The organism is Streptomyces sp. NPDC090445, assembly GCF_044769385.1.
GTDB lineage: Bacteria > Actinomycetota > Actinomycetes > Streptomycetales > Streptomycetaceae > Streptomyces.
The window spans coordinates 133,694-152,648 of record NZ_JBIVXV010000001.1 but is presented as its reverse complement, the minus strand read 5'-3'; the positions used below and the strand labels follow the sequence as shown (position 1 = coordinate 152,648).

Annotated in this window: 15 protein-coding genes; 10 read left to right on the top strand and 5 right to left on the bottom strand. The window is 73.3% G+C overall.

Annotated elements, in window-relative coordinates:
* Positions 1 to 76: 76 nt before the first annotated feature.
* Entirely contained in the window at positions 77 to 652 is a 576-nt protein-coding gene (locus ACIQUT_RS00665; RefSeq protein ID WP_403557781.1) for a GNAT family N-acetyltransferase, read from the bottom strand.
* Positions 653 to 948: 296 nt separating this feature from the next.
* Between ACIQUT_RS00665 and ACIQUT_RS00660 the strand changes: the two genes are divergently transcribed.
* From ACIQUT_RS00660 to ACIQUT_RS00645, 4 genes are all read left to right on the top strand, one after another.
* Positions 949 to 1,197: a hypothetical protein gene (locus ACIQUT_RS00660; RefSeq protein WP_403557779.1), complete on the top strand. Its 249-nt coding sequence runs from the start codon at positions 949 to 951 to the stop codon at positions 1,195 to 1,197.
* Positions 1,198 to 1,424: 227 nt separating this feature from the next.
* The gene (locus ACIQUT_RS00655) at positions 1,425 to 2,714 is read left to right on the top strand and encodes a DUF692 domain-containing protein (protein WP_403559237.1); all 1,290 of its coding nucleotides are present in this window, start codon (positions 1,425 to 1,427) and stop codon (positions 2,712 to 2,714) included.
* A complete protein-coding gene (locus ACIQUT_RS00650) occupies positions 2,711 to 3,775 on the top strand; it encodes a TIGR04222 domain-containing membrane protein (RefSeq protein ID WP_403557777.1) in 1,065 nt (354 codons plus the stop codon). The genes ACIQUT_RS00655 and ACIQUT_RS00650 overlap by 4 nt, the downstream gene beginning before the upstream one ends.
* A gap of 113 nt (positions 3,776 to 3,888) precedes the next feature.
* On the top strand, positions 3,889 to 5,628 hold the full coding sequence (locus ACIQUT_RS00645) for an alpha/beta hydrolase (protein ID WP_403557775.1): 1,740 nt from the start codon (positions 3,889 to 3,891) through the stop codon (positions 5,626 to 5,628).
* A gap of 99 nt (positions 5,629 to 5,727) precedes the next feature.
* On the opposite strand, the gene hemQ is transcribed toward ACIQUT_RS00645, so the two are convergent.
* The gene (hemQ, locus tag ACIQUT_RS00640; protein ID WP_361089588.1) at positions 5,728 to 6,441 is read right to left on the bottom strand and encodes a hydrogen peroxide-dependent heme synthase; all 714 of its coding nucleotides are present in this window, start codon (positions 6,439 to 6,441) and stop codon (positions 5,728 to 5,730) included.
* A 23-nt stretch (positions 6,442 to 6,464) separates the two neighbouring features.
* The gene (gene hemG, locus ACIQUT_RS00635; protein WP_403559234.1) at positions 6,465 to 7,931 is read right to left on the bottom strand and encodes a protoporphyrinogen oxidase; all 1,467 of its coding nucleotides are present in this window, start codon (positions 7,929 to 7,931) and stop codon (positions 6,465 to 6,467) included.
* Positions 7,932 to 8,219: 288 nt separating this feature from the next.
* Here hemG and ACIQUT_RS00630 point away from each other — a divergent pair, with 288 nt between their 5' ends.
* Together ACIQUT_RS00630 and ACIQUT_RS00625 are read left to right on the top strand one after the other, a co-directional pair.
* Positions 8,220 to 9,191, top strand: a complete 972-nt coding sequence (locus ACIQUT_RS00630; protein WP_403557773.1) for a DUF4349 domain-containing protein — start codon at positions 8,220 to 8,222, stop codon at positions 9,189 to 9,191.
* 75 nt (positions 9,192 to 9,266) lie between these two features.
* Positions 9,267 to 10,649 carry an FAD-dependent oxidoreductase gene (locus ACIQUT_RS00625; protein ID WP_403557771.1) on the top strand — a complete coding sequence of 461 codons (1,383 nt, stop codon included), beginning with the start codon at positions 9,267 to 9,269 and terminating at the stop codon, positions 10,647 to 10,649.
* Between the two features lie 817 nt (positions 10,650 to 11,466).
* Here ACIQUT_RS00625 and ACIQUT_RS00620 read toward each other — a convergent pair.
* Positions 11,467 to 12,510, bottom strand: coding sequence for a phage tail sheath family protein (locus ACIQUT_RS00620; RefSeq protein WP_403557770.1), 1,044 nt, complete (start codon positions 12,508 to 12,510; stop codon positions 11,467 to 11,469).
* 264 nt (positions 12,511 to 12,774) lie between these two features.
* Here ACIQUT_RS00620 and ACIQUT_RS00615 point away from each other — a divergent pair, with 264 nt between their 5' ends.
* Positions 12,775 to 13,905: a hypothetical protein gene (locus ACIQUT_RS00615; protein WP_403557768.1), complete on the top strand. Its 1,131-nt coding sequence runs from the start codon at positions 12,775 to 12,777 to the stop codon at positions 13,903 to 13,905.
* A gap of 323 nt (positions 13,906 to 14,228) precedes the next feature.
* On the top strand, positions 14,229 to 15,710 hold the full coding sequence (locus ACIQUT_RS00610; RefSeq protein ID WP_403559231.1) for an IS1182 family transposase: 1,482 nt from the start codon (positions 14,229 to 14,231) through the stop codon (positions 15,708 to 15,710).
* A gap of 156 nt (positions 15,711 to 15,866) precedes the next feature.
* On the opposite strand, the gene hemE is transcribed toward ACIQUT_RS00610, so the two are convergent.
* The gene (gene hemE / locus ACIQUT_RS00605; RefSeq protein WP_403557766.1) at positions 15,867 to 16,931 is read right to left on the bottom strand and encodes a uroporphyrinogen decarboxylase; all 1,065 of its coding nucleotides are present in this window, start codon (positions 16,929 to 16,931) and stop codon (positions 15,867 to 15,869) included.
* A 91-nt stretch (positions 16,932 to 17,022) separates the two neighbouring features.
* Between hemE and ACIQUT_RS00600 the strand changes: the two genes are divergently transcribed.
* Together ACIQUT_RS00600 and ACIQUT_RS00595 are read left to right on the top strand one after the other, a co-directional pair.
* The gene (locus ACIQUT_RS00600; RefSeq protein WP_403557764.1) at positions 17,023 to 17,679 is read left to right on the top strand and encodes a DUF3000 domain-containing protein; all 657 of its coding nucleotides are present in this window, start codon (positions 17,023 to 17,025) and stop codon (positions 17,677 to 17,679) included.
* A 517-nt stretch (positions 17,680 to 18,196) separates the two neighbouring features.
* The gene (locus ACIQUT_RS00595; RefSeq protein ID WP_179175361.1) at positions 18,197 to 18,859 is read left to right on the top strand and encodes a response regulator transcription factor; all 663 of its coding nucleotides are present in this window, start codon (positions 18,197 to 18,199) and stop codon (positions 18,857 to 18,859) included.
* Positions 18,860 to 18,955 lie beyond the last annotated feature (96 nt).

The following is an 18,955-nucleotide window of genomic DNA, read 5'->3' as shown; positions in this document are numbered from 1 at the left end:
TCCGTGGGAGCCGGTCTGGCCGGGGGCGAGAACGCGCGCATCCACCCACCCGGATACATGGGGGCGCTGCCATGAGTCAACCTGCCTCTGCGGCGGCGGGGGTGTTCCCCCGGCTTCGGGTCAGCCGCCAGACCTGCTCCTCGCCGGTCGCGGCCGGGGCGAGGCGTTCGGCAGGGCGGCGGAGGTGTTCGGTGAACCCGAGGCGGGCCGGGACGGCACCGCTGGCGCGGTTGGCCGGGTCGTGGACGACCTCGACGTAATCGACGCCGGGGAGGCGGAAGGCCTGTTCCACCAGGGATCGGGCGGTCCGGGTGGCCAGGCCGCGGCCGGTGGCGGCAGGGTGCAGCCAGTAGCCGACCTCACGGCCGTTGTCCGGGCTCTCCGCGCGCCGGAACAGCATGCAAGCGCCGACGATCGCCCCGTCAGCCAAGATCGCGTAGGTGAACACCTCGCCACTGGCCCAGAGCTCCGGGCGGCGGGCCAGGAAATCGGCGGTCTTGGCCAGGCTGTGCTCAGCGACCCAGGGCATCCACGGGCGCAGGTGCTCCAGCGACTCCTCGATGACCCGGAAGAACTCCGGAAGGTCCGCCTCGCCGTTGAAGCAGCGCAGCGTCAGGCCGTCCAGTTCGATGACCTGCTGTGGAAGGTCCATGCCAGGAGGATCGTGTGCGGACGTCACCGCCAACAACCGGATTTCGAAACGCGGCTTGAAGCGCGCCCGCGCCGAGGCGTGCTCAACTGGGTGGCTCGCACCACGCTGACCTGCGCCGCAGGCCGCACACCGCCGCGACGACCCGGCGTGTCGGCCGGTCGCTGCGGCGGAGGGTGCGGGACCGCCCGCGTCTGCCCCTGAACACCCGTCCCGCTGGCGGACGAGGATGAAAAGGGCCACTCGTCCGAGTCATCCGCCGCCGCGCGGGCCGCCCGGCCGCGTACCCTGCGCGCGAGATGACCAGGACCGACTTCGCAGACGAGGCCCGCTCACGCCTGGCGCGCCTGCTCAGCATGGCGGACACCACCGATCCGCGGCTCCGTGCCCGGATCGAGGAGTACGCCGCGACCACTCCCGACCCGCCCCCGCACGGCCCGCACGGCATCCAGACCAGCGGATGCCCGCTCTGCCGCCGCACGATGTGGCGCCAGCGCGACCTCAGGGTGTGCGCCGGCTGCGGCCACGTAGAGGACGTCACCACGTGATGGCCGTGCCGGACGCCGCGATCGGCGAGCCGGCTGCCACGCGGGGGGACGTGGACGAGCACGGCAATCCTGTCCGTCGAGGGCTGACGCCGCCGACCGCCGTGGAACCTCAAATGTTGCTCTGAACGTCCCCCTCCCGTGGTTGGTCCTGCTCCGGCGGGGTCATGACACCGGCACACGGGCCCGTACGCGGACCGCTGAGAGGGGGCGAGGGGGACATGAAGCCCATGGAACGACTCGGGGTGGGCATCGGCTGGCGGCCGGAGATCGCCGACGCGATCGAGCGGCTGCCCGGCCTGGACTGGGTCGAGGTGGTGGCCGAGAACATCTGCCCCGGCCATCTGCCCGACCCGCTGCGGCGGCTGCTCGACCGCGGCGTGCGCGTCGTGCCGCACGGGGTTTCGCTGGGGCTCGGCGGAGCCGACCGGCCCGACGCGCAGAAGCTGGCCGCGCTCGCCGAGCGGGCGGTGGCGCTCGGGGCGCCGCTGGTCACCGAGCACATCGCGTTCGTACGGACCTCCTCGCCGGCGCTGGAGGCCGGCCACCTGCTGCCGGTGCAGCGGACCCGGGAAGCCCTCGACGTGCTGTGCGAGAACGTCCGGATCGCGCAGGACTCCCTGCCCGTGCCGCTCGCGCTGGAGAACATCGCCGCGCTGATCCGCTGGCCGGACGAGGAGCTGACGGAGGCGCAGTTCCTGGCGGAGCTGGTGGAGCGGACCGGGGTCCGGCTGCTGATCGACGTCGCGAACCTGCACACGAACCGGGTCAACCGCGGCGAGGACCCGGCCGCGGTGCTGGACGGGATTCCGCTGGAGGCGCTGGCGTACGTGCACGTCGCCGGGGGCGTGGAGCGGGACGGGGTGTGGCACGACACGCACGCGCACCCGGTGCCGCCCGCCGTGCTGGACATCCTGGCGGAGCTGGGCCGGCGGACGGCCCCGGCCGGGGTGCTGCTGGAGCGCGACGACGACTTTCCGGCGGAGGAGGAGCTGGCCGGGGAGCTGGACGCCATCCGCGCGGCCGTCGACACCGCCGGGAAGGGCGCGGTCGCCGCGGCCGTGCCCACCGCCACCGCCACCGCCACGGACCTCGGCACCGCGCGGACGCGGGTCGGGGTGGAGCAGGCCGCGCTGTTGTCCGCCCTGGTCGCCGGGACGCCCGTGCCCGAGGGCTTCGACCGGCAGCGCGTACGGGTGCAGGCGCGCGCCCTGGCCGCGAAGCGGGCCGACGTCGTCGCGAAGGTCGCCCCCGAGCTGCCCGGGATCCTGGGCGGGCGGGCGGCGTTCCGCGAGGCCTTCCTCGCGTACGCCCGCTCCCGCCCCATGACCGGCGGATACCGCCGGGACGCCCTCGACTTCGCCGAGGACCTGCTGATCCGGGACCTGCCGGCCGACCCCGCCGCCCGGCGCCGGCTCACCGCCTGGTGGCAGGACCGGGCCGGGGCGAGGCCGCCGCGGCGCATCGTGCGCTGGGCCCGCACCCTGCTGGCCCGCACCCCGCTGGGGAGGGCCGCGTGAACGCCTTCGCCCTCGGCGTCTGGATCGCCGTCGCCGTCTCCTCGCTGCTGCTCGGCTTCGGGCTGTGGCGCGCCATGCCCCGTACGGCGGACCCGGCGCCGCGGCTGCACGACCTGTCCGAGGCCGCGTTCCTCACGGGCGGGCCGGGCGGGGTCGTGGACACCGCGCTCGTCTCCCTCCTCTCCGACGGCCGGATGGTGGCCGGCGGGCCCGGCATCGTCCAGGTCCTGCCCGGGGCCCGGGCCGCCGACCCGGCCGAGCGCGCCGTGCTCCGGGCGTACCCGCAGGCCCCGTCCGGCTGGCTGTACCAGGTGCGGTACGCCGCCATGATCGACCCCTCGGTCCAGGAGACCGGGGACGCGCTGGCCCACCGCGGGCTGCTCGCCCCGCCCGGCTGGGGGCGCGCGTGGCGGCGCTGGGGCAGGATCCAGGCGGCCGTGTGCGCGGCCCTGCTGTTCCTGTGGGTGCTGATGTACCTCTTCGAGGCGGGCTCCGGCTCCGGGGATTCGGTCATCCTCGGCTTGTACCCGACCGTCCTGGTCGTCGGCATCGTCGTGGGCGTCGAGTGCGCACGGCGGCCCAAACGGCGCATCACCCCGGCCGGGCAGCGGGCCCTGCACGGGATGCGGGCCCTGTACGGGGGCGACGGCAGCCCGCAGGTGCGGACCGCCCTGTTCGGGCTGCCCGGCCTGCAGGACCCGTACCTGCGGTCCCTGCTGGTCCCGGCGGCCCGGGACACCCGGCTGGCCGCGGCCCAGCACCGGTCCCGGCACGCCGGCTCCGGCGCGGCTGGCAGCCCCCGCCGCTCCGGTTCGGATGACGGGTGCGGGTCCTCCGCTCCGGACGCGATACCGGTCGTCTGGTGCGCGAGCAGCGACACCGGCGGGTCCGGTTCGGGCTGCGGCAGCAGCGGGTCCAGCTGCGGCGGTGGCAGTGGCAGCAGCTCTGGCAGCGGGTCGAGTTGCTCCAGCTCGTCCGGGTCCAGCTGCAGCAGCTCGTCCGGGTCCAGCTGCTCCAGCTCGTCCGGGTCCAGCTGCAGCAGTAGCAGCAGCAGTTCCTGACGCTCACGCTCCCTCGATCGGGGGGCGGGCGGGCAACACCCGGCGGGGGTCCTGTACAAGCACCCGCCCGGCGCATCTCATCGGATGATCCGAGGAGATGAAGGGCGGCCGCCATGAGGACCGTGAGGACGACCCTGCCCGACCGCCGCCACGCCACCGCATCCGCCTCCGCCGCGGCCCTGCTCTGCCTCGTCCTGGGCAGCCCGGCCCCGGCCCGGGCGGCCGCCCCTCCGGACGACGGCCCCGCCCGCCGGGCCGCCGCCGCGGACGCCGGGGCCGAGGCCGTGGCCCGGCGGATGGCCCGGCGGCCGACCGGCGGCGGGCTGGTCTTCGGGCCGTGCCCGGAGGCAGAGGAACTGCCCTCCCCCATCCGGTGCGCGACGCTCACCGTCCCCCTCGACTACGCCCGCCCCGACGGCCCGCAGATCCGGCTCGCCGTCAGCAGGGCCCCCGCCACCGGCCGCGGCGGGGCCGCCCGGCAGGGCGCGCTCGTGTACAACCCCGGCGGCCCCGGCGCCTCCGGGCTGTTCTTCCCGCTCGTCGCCGGCCTGCCCGAGTGGGAGCGCATCGGCGCCGCCTACGACCTCGTCGGCTACGCCCCGCGCGGTGTCGGCGGCACGGCCCCGCTGTCCTGCGAGGACCCGGCCGCCCCGGCCCTGGCGGGCCCCACCCGGCTCCCGGCCCACCCCTCCCCCGCCGACAAGCGCGCCCGTATCGCGGCCGCCCGGGCCTACGCCCGCGGCTGCGCGCAGCGGTCGGGGGCGGCGCTGCCGTACCACTCGACCCTGGACAACGTCCGCGACCTGCACGTCCTGCGGGCCGCGCTCGGCGAGCCGAAGCTGACCTTCATGGGGGCCTCGTACGGCACCTACCTGGGCGCGGTGTACGCCACCCGCCACCCGGGCCACGTCCGCCGGATGGTCCTCGACTCCGCCGTGAACCCCGATCCGCGCCGCATCTGGTACCTCAACAACCTCGACCAGGCGGCCGGTTTCGAGCGCCGCTGGCGGGACTTCCGGGCCTGGGCGGCCCGCCACCACGCCGTGTACGGCCTCGGCAGCACCGCGGAGGCCGTGCAGGCGAGCTACGAGAAGGTGCGGGACGCGGTCGGGCGCGCCCCGGCGGGCGGGGCCGTCGGGACCGGGGAGCTCCAGTCGGCGTTCCTCCAGGCCGCGTACTACGACGAGGTGTGGCCGGAGCGGGCGGCGGCGCTGTCGGCGTTCCTGGCCGGGAACCCGGCGCCGCTGACCGAGCAGGCCCGGCCGGACCGTGACCCGGCCGCGGCGGCCGCCCGGGAGAACGCCCGGGCCGTGTACACGGCGGTGCTGTGCAACGACGCGCCCTGGCCGGCGGACTGGGCGGTCTGGGACCGCGACACCACGGAGGCGGCGCGCCGGGCGCCGTTCGAGACGTGGGCGAACGCCTTCCTGAACCTGCCGTGCGCGTACTGGCCGGTCCGCGAGCGGCAGCGGCCGGTGGCGGTGGGCGAGCAGTCGGCCGCGCTCCCCGGCGAGCAGTCGGCGGTGCTCCCGGGGACGCTGGTCGTCGCGGCCGAGCGGGACGGGGCGACCCCGTACCCGGGGGCGCTGGAGCTCCAGCGGCGGCTCGGCCGACGGTCCGCGCTGGTCACGGAGGCGGGGGCCGGCACCCACGGGGTGGTCGGCGGCCGCAATGCGTGCGTGGACGGGCACGTGGAGCGGTATCTGCTGACAGGGGCCGCTCCGGGGTGGCGCGTCAGGTGTGCGCCGCATCCGGAGCCCGCACCGGTGTCGCTGGACGACCGGGCAGCAGAGCCCGGGAAGGTACCCGGGGTATCCGAGGTACCCGGGGCTCTGCTGCCTCCGGCCGTCTGAACTTCCGGGGCGGGGTCTCCGGCTGCGTCGTTTCGGGGGCAGGGCCTCCCGATCCGCCGGAGGAGGTCAGTCCTCCGGCCGTTCCCCCCTGGGGAGGTTTCAGGCGAGCCCGGCCACCAGGTCGGCGACGGACTTGCGGCGCCCGGTGAAGAAGGGAACCTCTTCACGGACGTGCATACGGGCCTCGGAGGCACGCAGGTGGCGCATGAGGTCGACGATGCGGTACAGCTCGTCGGCCTCGAAGGCCAGCAGCCACTCGTAGTCGCCCAGCGAGAAGGAGGCGACCGTGTTGGCGCGGACGTCCGGGAAGCCGCGGGCCATCTTGCCGTGGTCGGCGAGCATCCGGCGGCGGTCCTCGTCGGGCAGCAGGTACCAGTCGTAGCTGCGCACGAAGGGGTAGACGCTGACGTAGTCGCGGGCGACCTCGTCGGCCAGGAAGGCAGGGATGTGCGACTTGTTGAACTCGGCCGGGCGGTGCAGGGCCATGTTCGACCACACCGGCTCCAGCGCACGGCCCAGCTTGGTGCGGCGGAACAGGTTGTACGCGGTCTGCAGCTCGTCGGCCGTCTCCGCGTGCCACCAGATCATGACGTCCGCGTCCGCGCGCAGACCGGAGACGTCATAGGTGCCGCGCACGGTGATGTCCTTGGCGGCGAGCTGGTCGAAGAGCTCCTGGACCTCGTCGGCGTAGCCGGACCGGTCCTCGGGGAGCACATCCTTCAGCTTGAAGACGGACCACAGGGTGTAGCGAATGACCTCGTTGAGGTCCTTCGCCTTCTTCCCCGCGTTGGGAATCTTCTCTGGTGCAGTCATGTGTCCATTGTCCCGTGTGCTGATCAGTGGTCGGTGCCAGGGGTCCCCAACGTGGCAATCACCACGTCGGCGGCCTTCCCGGCACTCGCGATGCACGCCGGGATGCCGACACCGTCGTACAGGGCGCCGCACACGGCAAGGCCGGGCAGGGCGGCGACGGCGGTGCGGATCCGGTCCACCCGGGCGAGGTGGCCGACCGGGTACTGGGGCAGGCCGCCGTCCCAGCGGGTGACGGTGGAGGCCACCGGGCGGGCGGCGAGGCCGACCGCCTCGCCGAGGTCCCGCAGCGACACGTCGACCAGCTCGGAGTCGTCCCGGCCCAGGTCGGCCTCGTCGGCGTAGCGGCCGACGGAGGTGCGCAGCAGGAAGAGGTCGGGGTCGGCGCCGGCCCAGGACCACTTGCTGCTGGAGAAGGTGGACGCCTTGATGGTCCGCCCGTCGACGGGCGGCACGAGGAAACCGCTGGCGCGGCCGTCGGTGACCACGGCGGGCAGCTCGGAGCGCCGGAACGCCATGGTGACCAGGGCCATCGACGCGTACTCGACGGTGCGCAGCTCGGCGGCCGCGGCCGGGGCGAGCCCGTCCAGCAGCCGGGCGGCCGGCCCGGCCGGGACGGCCAGCACGACGGCGTCGGCGGCCACCGTGCCGGTGTCGGTGACGACCTGCCAGCCCTCGGGGGTGCGCCGGAGCTCGCGCACGGGGGTGTCGGTGTCGATCCGGGCCCCGGCGGCCCGGCAGGCGTCGGCCACGGCCTGCGGGAGCCGCCCGATGCCGCCTGCGATGCCGGAGAAGACGGGCCCGGCCTGCTGAGGCTGCTCCGCGGCCCGGCGCTGCAGCTCCCGTACGGCCTCGCCGAGCGAGGCGTGCGACCGGGCGGCCTCGAACAGCTGGGGCACGGCGGCGCGCATCGAGAGGCGGTAGGCGTCGCCGGCGTACACCCCGCCGAGGAGGGGCTCGACGAGCCGGTCGACGACCTCGCGGCCGAGACGGGCTGCCACGTACGCGCCGACGGCGACGTCCTCGCCGATCTCGGCGGGCGGCAGGTCGCGCTCGGCCTCGATCCGGGCCAGGCCCTCCGCGGAGAGCACCCCGGACTCGGCGAGCGGCGCCAGGTCGCCGGGAACACCCATGACGTGGCCGCGCGGCATGGGCCGCAGCGCGCCCCGGGTCCACAGGTGGGCGGTGGTCGTGGCCGGCGGCTGCAGCGCCTCGCCGAGGCCGACGGCCCGGGCCAGCTCCAGGGCCTCGGGACGGCGGGCCAGGACGGATTCGGCGCCGAGGTCGACGGGTGCGCCGGCGATCTCGCCGGCGTACAGCTTGCCGCCCAGGCGCGGCCCGGCCTCCAGCAGCGTGACGCCGATGCCCGCGCCGAGCAGCCGGTGGGCCGCCGCGAGGCCGGCGATGCCGCCGCCGATGACGACGGCGTGGCGGGCCCGGGGCGCCGCCGGGTCCGTCCGGTCCGTACCACCGTGCGCCGCGTCCGTACGCATGTCCGCTTCGTGCATGGACACATCGTCTCAGACCGATCACCGGCCGATCACCGAGGCCTGACCGTGACCGCATCGGGACCGTCCCGGGACCGCGGGAGCGAAACCCGAGCGGGGACCGTGGACGTCGAAACGGCACAGCGGCAGCCGATCCTTGGGGGGACAGCAGTGCATATTCGGAACAACCCGGCCGGCCCGGAGGGCCCCGACAGCCCTCGCGCCAGAGGCCGTTCACGCACAGAACGCGGCACCGCGGCACTGGCTGCCGGCCTCGGCCTGGCGGGCGCACTCGTGCTCACCGGATGCGGCGCCGGGAACGACGGCTCCCGCGCGGCCTCGGCGGACAAGGCGGCGGTGGCCCCGCAGGCCCCGGCCCCGGCCCAGGGCGGCAAGGCGGGCGCGGGAGCCGCGGCCCCGGCACCGGCACCGGCACCGGCACCGGCGGAGGGCGCGCCCGGGAGCCCGAAGGCGCCGGCGGCGGTCCGCCCGCACGTCATCCGGACCGCGAACCTCGGCATCGAGACGCCGGACGCGCAGAAGGTGCTGGCGGCGGCCCGTACGGCGGCCGAGGGTGCGGGCGGGTACGTGGGCAACGAGTCCACCCGGCGCGGCGAGCACGGCCGGATCACGTCCACGCTGACCCTGCGGGTGCCCGCGGACCGCTTCGACTCCGTACTGAGTGCCCTGGAGGGCAGCGGCAAGCTGCTCCACCGGAAGGTGGAGGCGCAGGACGTCACCGAGAAGGTCGCGGACGTCGACAGCCGGGTCAAGTCGCAGCAGGCGAGCGTGGCACGGGTGCGGGAGATGATGGAGAAGGCCACCGCGCTCGGCGACGTGGTCATGCTGGAGGGCGAGCTCAGCAGGCGCCAGTCGGACCTGGAGTCGCTGCTGGCCCAGCAGAACGCGCTGCGGGACCAGACCTCGATGGGCACGATCACGGTCGAGGTCTCGGAGCCGGCGGCCGACAAGCCGGGCGAGGAGAAGAAGGACGCACCGCCGTCCGTCACGGGCGCCTTGAAGGGCGGCTGGAACGCCTTCACGACCGTCCTGCGGTACGTGGTGCTGGCGGTGGCCGTGGTGCTGCCGTTCGCGGTGACGGCGGCGCTGGGCGTGCTGGCGTTCCGGCTGTACCGGCGGCTGCGCCCGCCGAAGCCGGAGACCGGCCTCACGCCGAGGCTCGCGCGCACGGTCCCGGCGCCGACGCCGCCGTCGGACCCGGAGCCGGTGCCGGAGCCGGACAGGGACCCTGACCCGACGGAATAGTCCCCGGTTCCGGGCTGAACACCCGTACGCCCGTAGCGTGTTCCCCAGGAACGGCAGTGGAGGACGGTGCGGACGATGGCAGCGGAACGACTCGTGGTGGTCGGCGGTGACGCGGCGGGAATGTCCGCCGCGTCACAGGCGCGGCGGCTGAAGGGCCCGGAGGAACTGGAGATCGTCGCCTTCGAGCGCGGGCACTTCACCTCGTACTCGGCGTGCGGGATCCCCTACTGGATCGGCGGCCAGGTCCCCGAGCGCGACGACCTGATCGCCCGGACCCCCGAGGAGCACCGCGCCCGGCACATCGACCTGCGCACCCGGACCGAGGTCGTCGAACTCGACCTGGCCCGGAACCGGGTCCGGGCCCGCGACCTCGACTCGGGGGACGAGTCCTGGACGGGCTACGACAAGCTCGTCCTCGCGACGGGCGCCCGCCCGATCCGGCCCCGGCTGCCCGGGATCGGGGCGCACGGCGTGCACGGCGTGCAGACCCTGGACGACGGCCAGCGGCTGATGGACACCCTGGAGCGCACGCCGGGCCGCCGGGCGGTCGTCGTCGGCGCGGGCTACATCGGCGTGGAGATGGCGGAGGCCCTGGTCCACCGCGGCTACGAGGTCACGGTCCTGCACCGCGGCGCCCAGCCCATGGCCACCCTCGACCCGGACATGGGCGGCCTGGTGCACGGCGCCATGAACCGCATGGGCATCACCACCGTCGCGGGCGCCGAGGTGGTGAAGGTCCTCACCGACGAGGAGGGCCGGGCCCGCGCGGTGGCCACGGCGGCCGGCGACGAGTACCCGGCGGACGTGGTGGTCCTCGGCATCGGCGTCGAGCCCCGCACCGCCCTGGCCCGGGCGGCCGGACTGCCGCTCGGCACCTCGGGCGGCCTGCTGACGGACCTGTCGATGCGGGTCCGCGGCCACGACGACGTCTGGGCCGGCGGCGACTGCGTGGAGGTCCTCGACCTGGTGGCCGGCCGCCACCGGCACATCCCGCTCGGCACGCACGCCAACAAGCACGGCCAGGTGATCGGCTCCGGCGTCGGCGGCGGCTACGCCACCTTCCCGGGGGTGGTCGGCACGGCGGTGAGCAAGGTGTGCGACCTGGAGATCGCCCGTACGGGGCTGCGGGAACGGGACGCGCTCGACGCCGGCCTGCGCTTCGTGACGGCGACGATCAGCTCCACGACCACGGCGGGCTACTACCCGACGGCCGCCGGCATGACGGTCAAGATGCTGGCCGAGCGGCGCACGGGCCGGCTGCTGGGTGTGCAGATCGTCGGCGGTGCGGGGTCCGCGAAGCGGGTGGACATCGCCGCGGTCGCGCTCACGGCCGGGATGACGGTGGAACAGGTCGTCGCCCTGGACCTCGGCTACGCCCCGCCGTTCTCCCCGGTCTGGGACCCCGTCCTGGTGGCCGCCCGCAAGGCCGTCACCGCGGTCCGCGCGGCGGGGGTCTAACCCTGCGGGGCCTTTCCCCCACCCCGCCCCTTCCCGAAACTGTGGGCTCCGCCCCCAGACCCCCGCGCCTCAAACGCCGGCGAGGCTGGATGTTCCAGCCCGCGCGGCGTTTGAGCGCAACGGGTCCGGGCGGAGCCCCGCCACGCGGCGGAGCCGCATATCCGGTACGGCGGGAAGGGGCGGGACTGGGGAAACACTCCGCGCAGCGGCGGCACCGCGGCCCGAGGCGCAGGCCCCGAGGCCGCGGCGCCGGCTAGGAGTGTGTCTCAGTAACGGGCAGCCCGCCTGCGTCTCGCGATCTTTCGTGCGGGGTGATCCCGGTATGCGTGATGAGGATGGGCTGTTCGAGGTCGAGCCGGTCGAGGTGAAGCGGCGGCAGGGTCGTCCGGCGGCGGTGGACAAGACGTTCCGGGCGTTCGACCGCCCCAGGTCCTGCTGCTGCCGCAGCGCCGTGGAGCTTCTGGCCGTATCCGTGGACGGCACGACGCGATGGCGGGTCGCCTACTGGGCGCCGGAGGTCAGCTGCTGGCACGGGCGGCGGGGTGCGGCCGCCCGCGGGCAGTGGCCGTACTGCCTGCAGGGCTGCGGGACCGGCCTGGACTGCCCGCCGGGAAGCCGAGGACGACGTAGAGGAGGATCTGGTGGTCACCCTGGTGACCCCGGAGGGCGCCCGGTTCTCGGAGCCGAAGCGGCTGCGCTGGCCGCCGACGCGGACGACGGGCACGGCGTTCGCGCGTTCGCTGGAGCGGGTCGATGAGCCGCAGGGACACGATGCCATCCGGCACCGTCGGCCTGGACGGGCCTCGGGCCCCGCTCGTCAGGCCTGGCCGACCGTCCCGGTCATGGTCACGGTCACGGGGATGAACTCGCCCGGGCGGACCACGGCAAGGCCGATCTTCATGACGATCCTGCCGGCCTTGACATCCTCCTCGGTCATCGTGACGCTCTCACCGATCTGGACGAAGTACGCCTCCTTCGGCGTGTGCCCTTGCAGCCCGCCCTGCTTCCAGAGGGCCAGCAGGTAGTTGTCCGCCGCCGCCCGCAGCGCCTCCCACGTCGGCTGGCTGTTCGGCTCGAACGCCGCGAAGTTGAGAGCCCCCTGCAGGTCGCGCTCGACCATGTCCGCCAGTCGCCGCACCGGGATGTGCTTCCACCGGTCGTCGGTCTCGTTGAGGGTCCGGGCACCCCAGACGAGCGTGCTCTGGCCCGGGAACTCGCGCAGGACGTCAACCGGCTGGGCCTCGCCCTGCCCCGCGTCGGTCACCGCTTGGGACGGGCGCGCGCCGTACACCGTGGCGTTCGCCGGGGCCTTCCACACCCCGCGATCGCGATCGACCCGGCACCATACCCCGGCGACCGCGCCGACGGGCGGCACTGGCTGGGCGCCGTCTGCGGACGGGATCAGCCACGGGTGGTAGAGGGCCGCGTGCGAGCTCTGGTCGGCGTCCAGCTTGAACGCCCTCGCGGCGTCGCGAGCCTGCCGGACGTCGTGGTCCCGGCCGGCGTGCAGAATGGCCATCGCCCGGTGGGCCGCCGCGTGGGCGGTCACGGCCCTCGCCGTCTCGCCGGCCGTGTCGGCACCGCCGTCCCACAGCCCGAGCGGTACAAGGATTGTCACATCGTCGAAGGCCTCGACCGAGGTCAACGCCTCCTGCATGTTCTTGCCGGCGGTGTTGGTCAGGTAGCAGTAGCCGCCCCCGTTGTCGAAGTACCCGCGCAGCACCCCACCGGTCACCCCGGAGGCCGCGCCCTCACCGGCGGCCCGGGGGAGGTCGGGCCAGCTGTTGACCCGCGCCACATCCTCGAAGGCCGTACCGAAGTCGGCGATGAACACCGGCACGGCAGTCGGACCAGAGGACACCGACAGACTCAACATCGAACACTCCATCCAAGCCAGAGGGACAAGGCCAGGCCCCACCCGACCGCCGCGAAGCGCAGCAGGACAGGCACAGTCTGCATCCGGAGCGTAACGTTCCCGATGCCTGGCAGTGATCAAGACCCGTTTTCTCGGCGAGTGCTCACGGAACTCTGATCAGTGACTCTTCGTGTTGTTAATGTTGCGGTATGTGACGTTCCTGGGTCTTCGGGAGCGTCTTCGCGCTTCGAGCAAAGGAAGTGGTCTTTCATGTCGGAGTCGTCCACCACTGCCGAACAACGCCTGGACCGCCTGAGTGCCGCCTTGTCCGGAACCCGTGCACAGAGCCGCAGCGACCGTCGACTGAAGATGAACCGTCCCGGGAACATCCTGTTCGGGGTACTGCTGCACGCGGCCGCCCGCCTCGACAAGGGTCTGCCCCTGACCGACCTGGAGCAGCGTCTGGTGGACGCTGTGAGCAAGCACGTACCGGTGGGGGAACTGACGGGCTTTGGCCGGGTCTACCACGACGCCTGCGCTCGCGGATCGATCGCGATGCTCCCCCAGGCGATCACGAGCCTGCCGGTGGAGACCGGCTACACCAAGGACGACCTGGTCGCCGCCACGCCGGCACTGATCGAGGAGATCAACGCCCAGCCCAATGTCCGTATCGTCGACGTGAGCAAACTCGCCGACGACGAACCGATCGACAGCGAGGAATCCACCGCGGCCATGGCCGAGTACGGCCGCGGCACCACCATCCTCACCGCACCAAGCCAGGACCTCGGCATTCAGGGCCTGCTGACGGTGCGGCTGCGCATGGACAGGTTCTACTGCGTTCGGGAGTCCTCCGGGGAAGCGGGCAACGACGAGGTCTACTGGGCGGTGGCCTCGGGCAGTGACACCGGCAGCAAGGCGTCGTTCCAGGTCCCGCACCAAGGGCACGTCAGCACCGGCGTCACGCGCGTCCTCCCCTATGTCTACGGTGAGAAGACATACCTGTTCAACGGGACCGTCGACCAGTACCTGTCGACCGAGATCCAGTGCTGGGAAGCCGACCGCGGCAAAGACGAAGGCTGGCTCGGCGCATTGCGGAGGACCTTGGCGGACTTCGCCGACCACGCCACGGACGCGTCCTCCGAAATCAGCAAGTTCTACGACAACGAGACGAGGAAAGCCCAAGCCTGGGCCGCCTTCCTCGCTCTCGGTGCCGGTCTACTCAACGCCTTCCTGGGACTGTTCGACAACCCGGACGACCTCGTGCTCGAGCGGTCCATCGGCTTCAGTCGCGACTACCTGATCAGCATCAGCCGCATGCCCAACAGGGAGAACTACTACAACTTCGACGGCGGCTCCGGCGGCTACCACAAGCTCTATCTGCGGGCCAACGACCTCGGCTGAGCCACTCGGGGAAAAGGCAGCGACGGTCCGGCGCTGAGAGCACCGGACCGTCGCTGTCCCACGTGTGCTGAGGACTGTGGTGAGGCTCCGGGTGCTGCACCTCGAGGCACTCGTGGCATCGCAAGGGCCAGCCCCCCTCGCCCCACCACCGTCATGCGGATGCTCCGCGAACACGACGAGCAACCGCCACGACGGCGAGCATGTGATCGTCTCGCTACTTTGCGGCCGGTGTCTGAGCTAGGAGCGTGGTCAGTAACGGGCAGCCCGCCTGCGTCTCGTGACCTTTCGTGCGGGATGATCCCAGTATGCGCGATGGGGATGGGCTGTTCGAGATCGAGCCGATAGAGGTGAAGCGGCGGCAGGACCGTCCGGCGGCGGTGGACGAGACGTTCCGGGCGTTCGACCCACACCAGGTCCTGCTGCTTCCGCCATCACTGGACGACTGGCTGCCAGAGGACCACCTCGCCCGGTTCGTCGCGGACCTGGTCGACGAGGTACTCGACCTCTCCGCGATCCTGGCCGAATACACCGAGAAGCGTGGCTACCCGCCCTACGACCCCCGGCTGATGGTGCGCCTGCTGATCTACGGCTACACCACCGGTGTCCGCTCCTCCCGGGCCATCAAGCGCAAGTGCGCCGACGACGTGGCGTTCAGGTTCCTGGCCGCCGACCAGGCTCCGGACTTCTGCTCGATCGCCCGGTTCCGCCGCCGCCACCTGGGCACCTTGGCCGACCTGTTCACCCAGTCGCTGCACCTCGCGACCAAGCTCGGCATGGTCAAGATGGGGCGCGTCGCCCTGGACGGCACCAAACTCGAAGCCAACGCCTCCAAGCACAAGGCGATGAGCTACGGCCGTCTGGTCGACAAGGAGGAACGGATCGAGGCCGAGATCGCCGCGTTGGAGACCAGGGCCGCCGCCCTGCTCGCCGACGCCGAGGCCACCGACGCCGCCGAGGACCAGGCGTTCGGCCCCGACGGCAAGGACACCGACCTGCCCGCCGAACTCGACCGACGCGAGAAGCGCCTCGCACGCTTGCAGGCAGCCCGGGCCCAGATCGAGGCCGAAGCCGCGGACAAGGCCCGCCGCCACGCCGAGGACATCGAGCGCCGCCGCCAGCAGCGCAATGGCACAGCCGACGAGCAGGCCGTCACCGACGCCGGCGAAGCGGCCGCCGCCATGGCCCGCCCGAAGCCGAAGGCGCAGGCCAACTTCACCGACCCCGACTCGCGGATCATGAAGAACTGCGACGGTGCTTACATCCAGGCCTACAACGCCCAGGCCGTCGTCGACGAGGCCCACCAGGTCATCACCGCGGCCGACGTGACGACCAACCCCTCCGACGCGCTGAACTACACCGCGATGCTCGACCAATCGGCCGCGAACACCGGCACCCACCCCAAGCAGGCCCTGGTCGACGTCGGCTATTGCTCCGAGACCAACCTCGAAGCCGCTCGACACCGCCAACTCGCCTGCGGAACCGACACATTCATGGCCACCGGCCGCCTCGCCCACGACGAGCAGGTCCCACCCGCGCCGCGCGGACGCATCCCCAAGGACGCGACCTTGAAGGAACGCATGGCCCGCAAGCTGCGGACCAAGCCCGGGCATGCCGCCTACAGCCGCCGCAAGGCCATCGTCGAACCCGTCTTCGGACAGATCATGACCTGCCACAACGGCCGCCGGCTCCTCCTGCGTGGCGAGGACGGCGCCCGCGGCGAGTGGCGCCTGCTCGCCGCCTGCCACAACCTCCGCAAGATCTTCCGATACGCAGGGACGGCAGGGATCGCTGTACTGGCCTGCTGACCGGCTGGGCCTCCCCGGCACGGGAGGAGCCCTGCCGGCCGGACACCCGGCCGACAAGGCCCCGCGAGAGCCCACAAGCCCAGACAGAGCCGCACCACCGAAACCGACCCACCAGTCACAGCAAGAGAGCCGCTTGCCCGTTACTGCCCCACGCTCCTAGCGCTGCGTCTTGGTGTGGACGTAGTCCACCAGGCGGGTCAGGGCCTCCGGGTCGGTGGTCGGCAGGACCCCGTGCCCCAGGTTGAAGACGTGCCCCTCCAGCCCGGCCGCAGCCGCCAGCACCTCGTCCGTCTTGGCCTCGACGGCCTCGCGGGTGGAGAACAGCACGGCGGGGTCGAGGTTGCCCTGCAGCGCCTTGCCGGGCCCGACCCGGCGGGCCGCCTCGTCCAGCGGGATCCGCCAGTCGACGCCGACGACGTCCGCGCCGGCCTCGCCCATCAGGCCGAGCAGCTCACCGGTGCCCACGCCGAAGTGGATCCGCGGGACGCCGTAGGAGGCGACGGAGTCGAAGACCTTCGTCGAGGCGGGCATCACGGAGCGCCGGTAGTCCGCCGGGGCGAGGGCGCCGACCCAGGAGTCGAAGAGCTGGACCGCGGAGACGCCGGCCTCGATCTGGACCTTCAGGAAGGCGGAGGTGATCTCGGCGAGGCGGTCGAGGAGGTCCGCCCACAGCTGCGGGTCCCCGTACATGAGGGCCTTGGTGTGCTCGTGGTTGCGGGACGGGCCGCCCTCGACGAGGTAGCTCGCGAGGGTGAAAGGCGCGCCGGCGAACCCGATCAACGGCGTGGAGCCCAGTTCACCCGTGAGCATGCCGATCGCCTCGGTGACGTACGGGACGTCGTCCGGGGTGAGGTCGCGCAGCTGTGCGAGGTCCTCGCGGCGCCGGATCGGCTGGGCGACGACGGGGCCGATGCCCGGCTTGATGTCCAGGTCGATGCCGATGGCCTTGAGGGGGACGACGATGTCGGAGAAGAAGATCGCCGCGTCGACGTCGTGGCGGCGCACCGGCTGCAGGGTGATCTCGGTGACCAGGTCGGGGCGCATGCACGACTCGAGCATCGCGGTGCCCTCGCGGACCTTGCGGTACTCCGGCAGGGAGCGGCCGGCCTGACGCATGAACCACACCGGGGTGTGCGGTACCGGCTCGCGGCGGCACGCCTTCAGGAAGGCGGAATCGTACGTCTGACTCGGCTGGCCCGTCGGGCGGTCGTTGGCGCTCACGCCGCAAATCTTCGCACGTACGGCGAAGAGGCCCACCCGGCGCGGGTGTCCCTGCGCCGCACGGGCCCTCGTTCCGCCTAGTCTTCCGGGCATGGCTGCGGCTCAGGGACGATTTTCAGATGGTGCCGACGGTATGGACAGCGGGAAGGAGAGCTCCGTCCCGCTCCCGTTCCGGCGGGCGGTCGAGGGGCTGGCGAAGGCGCGCCTGCGGCCGGGGATCGAGATCGACCCCGCGAGACCGCCGCAGCGGCTGGCGCCGTACGCCCATGCGCTGGAGGCGGCGGTCGTGGAGGGCGAGGACGACCTGGCCGACGGACGGCTGATCCTGCTGCACGATCCGGCCGGGCACGAGGCATGGCGCGGAACGTTTCGGCTCGTGACGCTGGTCCGGGCGGAGCTGGAGCCGGAGATGGCCGCGGACCCGCTGCTGCCGGAGGTGTGCTGGTCGTGGCTGACCGGGGCGCTGGAGGCGCGCGGGCTGTCGTACGGGGAGGCGAGCGGCACCGTGACGATGGCGGGCTCGCACTACTTCGGCGGGCTCGCCGGGCGGCGGCCGGCCACGCAGATCGAGATCAGGGCTTCGTGGACACCGCGCGAGGGGGTGGGCGGGGTGCCGGACACGTCCGGCCATCTGGCGGCGTGGTGCGAGCTGCTGTGCCAGGTGGCGGGGCTGCCGCCGCTCGGTCCGGGCGAGGCGGGGCCGGGTGTGGTCTCGCTGCCGCAGCGGCGCGGCCCGCACCACCCGTAGCGCCGGGCCGGCCCGTGCGCGCCGCGGCGTGACGGTGGGCCCGTACGCGGCGCTCCGCCGGGCCGGTACGCGGCGCAGCGCGGCGCCGGGCCGGTACGCAGCGCGGCGTGGCGGCGGGCCGGTACGCAGCGCGGCGTGGCGGCGGGCCGGTACGCAGCGCGGCGTGGCGGCGGGCCGGTACGCAGCGCGGCGTGGCGGTGGGACCGGTACGCGGCCCCGGATCGCCCCTCGGGTCGCTCCCGGTCGCCGCTCGGGCCACCCCCGGGGCGGCCGTCCGTGGAACGGCTGATCGAAAGGCTGCCGGGGAGTGCCGGAACGCGGCACAGGTTGCGGGCTTCTGATCGCGGGATGATCGATCGTGCGTCCGAATTGCCCGAATTGTTACTCACCAAATCGTGATCATTCCCTAAAGCCGGGCGGGTGACGTGCCGAAGGAGGAGTCAGTGACCATCCGCACGGTTCGCACCGGCTTCCTTCCCCCGAGCCGGCCGTCCCGCCACTCCCCCAGGAGGCCTAGGTGTCCGTTCTTCTCGAGCAGCCCGCAAGCCTGGTCGCCTACCGCCCGAACAAGCCGACGGCCATGGTCGTCGTGGCCGACCCGCGCGTCCGTTCGACCGTGACCCGCCATCTGTGGGCCCTCGGAGTACGTGATGTCATCGAGGCGTCGTCCATCGCGGAGGCCCGCCCCCGCATCGGCAGCCCGCGCGACATCTGCGTCGCCGACGTGCACCTGCCGGACGGCTCCGGGCTGACCCTGCTCTCCGAGACCCGCGCGGCGGGCTGGCCGAACGGCCTCGCCCTGTCCGCGGCCGACGACATCGGCGCCGTGCGCAACGCCCTCGCGGGCGGGGTCAAGGGCTACGTCGTCACCGGCACCCGGACCAACATCGGGCTGCCCACCCGGCCCGGCGCCGCCCCCATCGGTGCCGCCGCCGCCCGTATGCACCGCCGCCCCCCGGGTGCCCCGAGCCACCCGGGCGGCTACCGCGAGCTCTCCGGCCGCGAGGTCGAGGTCCTGCGCCTCGTCGCCGAGGGCCAGTCCAACAAGGCCATCGGCGTCTCGATGGGCCTGTCCGCCCTGACCGTGAAGTCCCACCTCGCCCGCATCGCACGCAAGCTGGGCACCGGCGACCGGGCCGGAATGGTCGCCGTCGCCCTGCGGACCGGCATCATCCACTGAATCCACACAACCCGCTGAATCCGCTGAATCTACTGAACCCGCTGAACCCACTGCATCCGCCGAACCCACCGAACCCACCGAACCCGCCGCATCCGC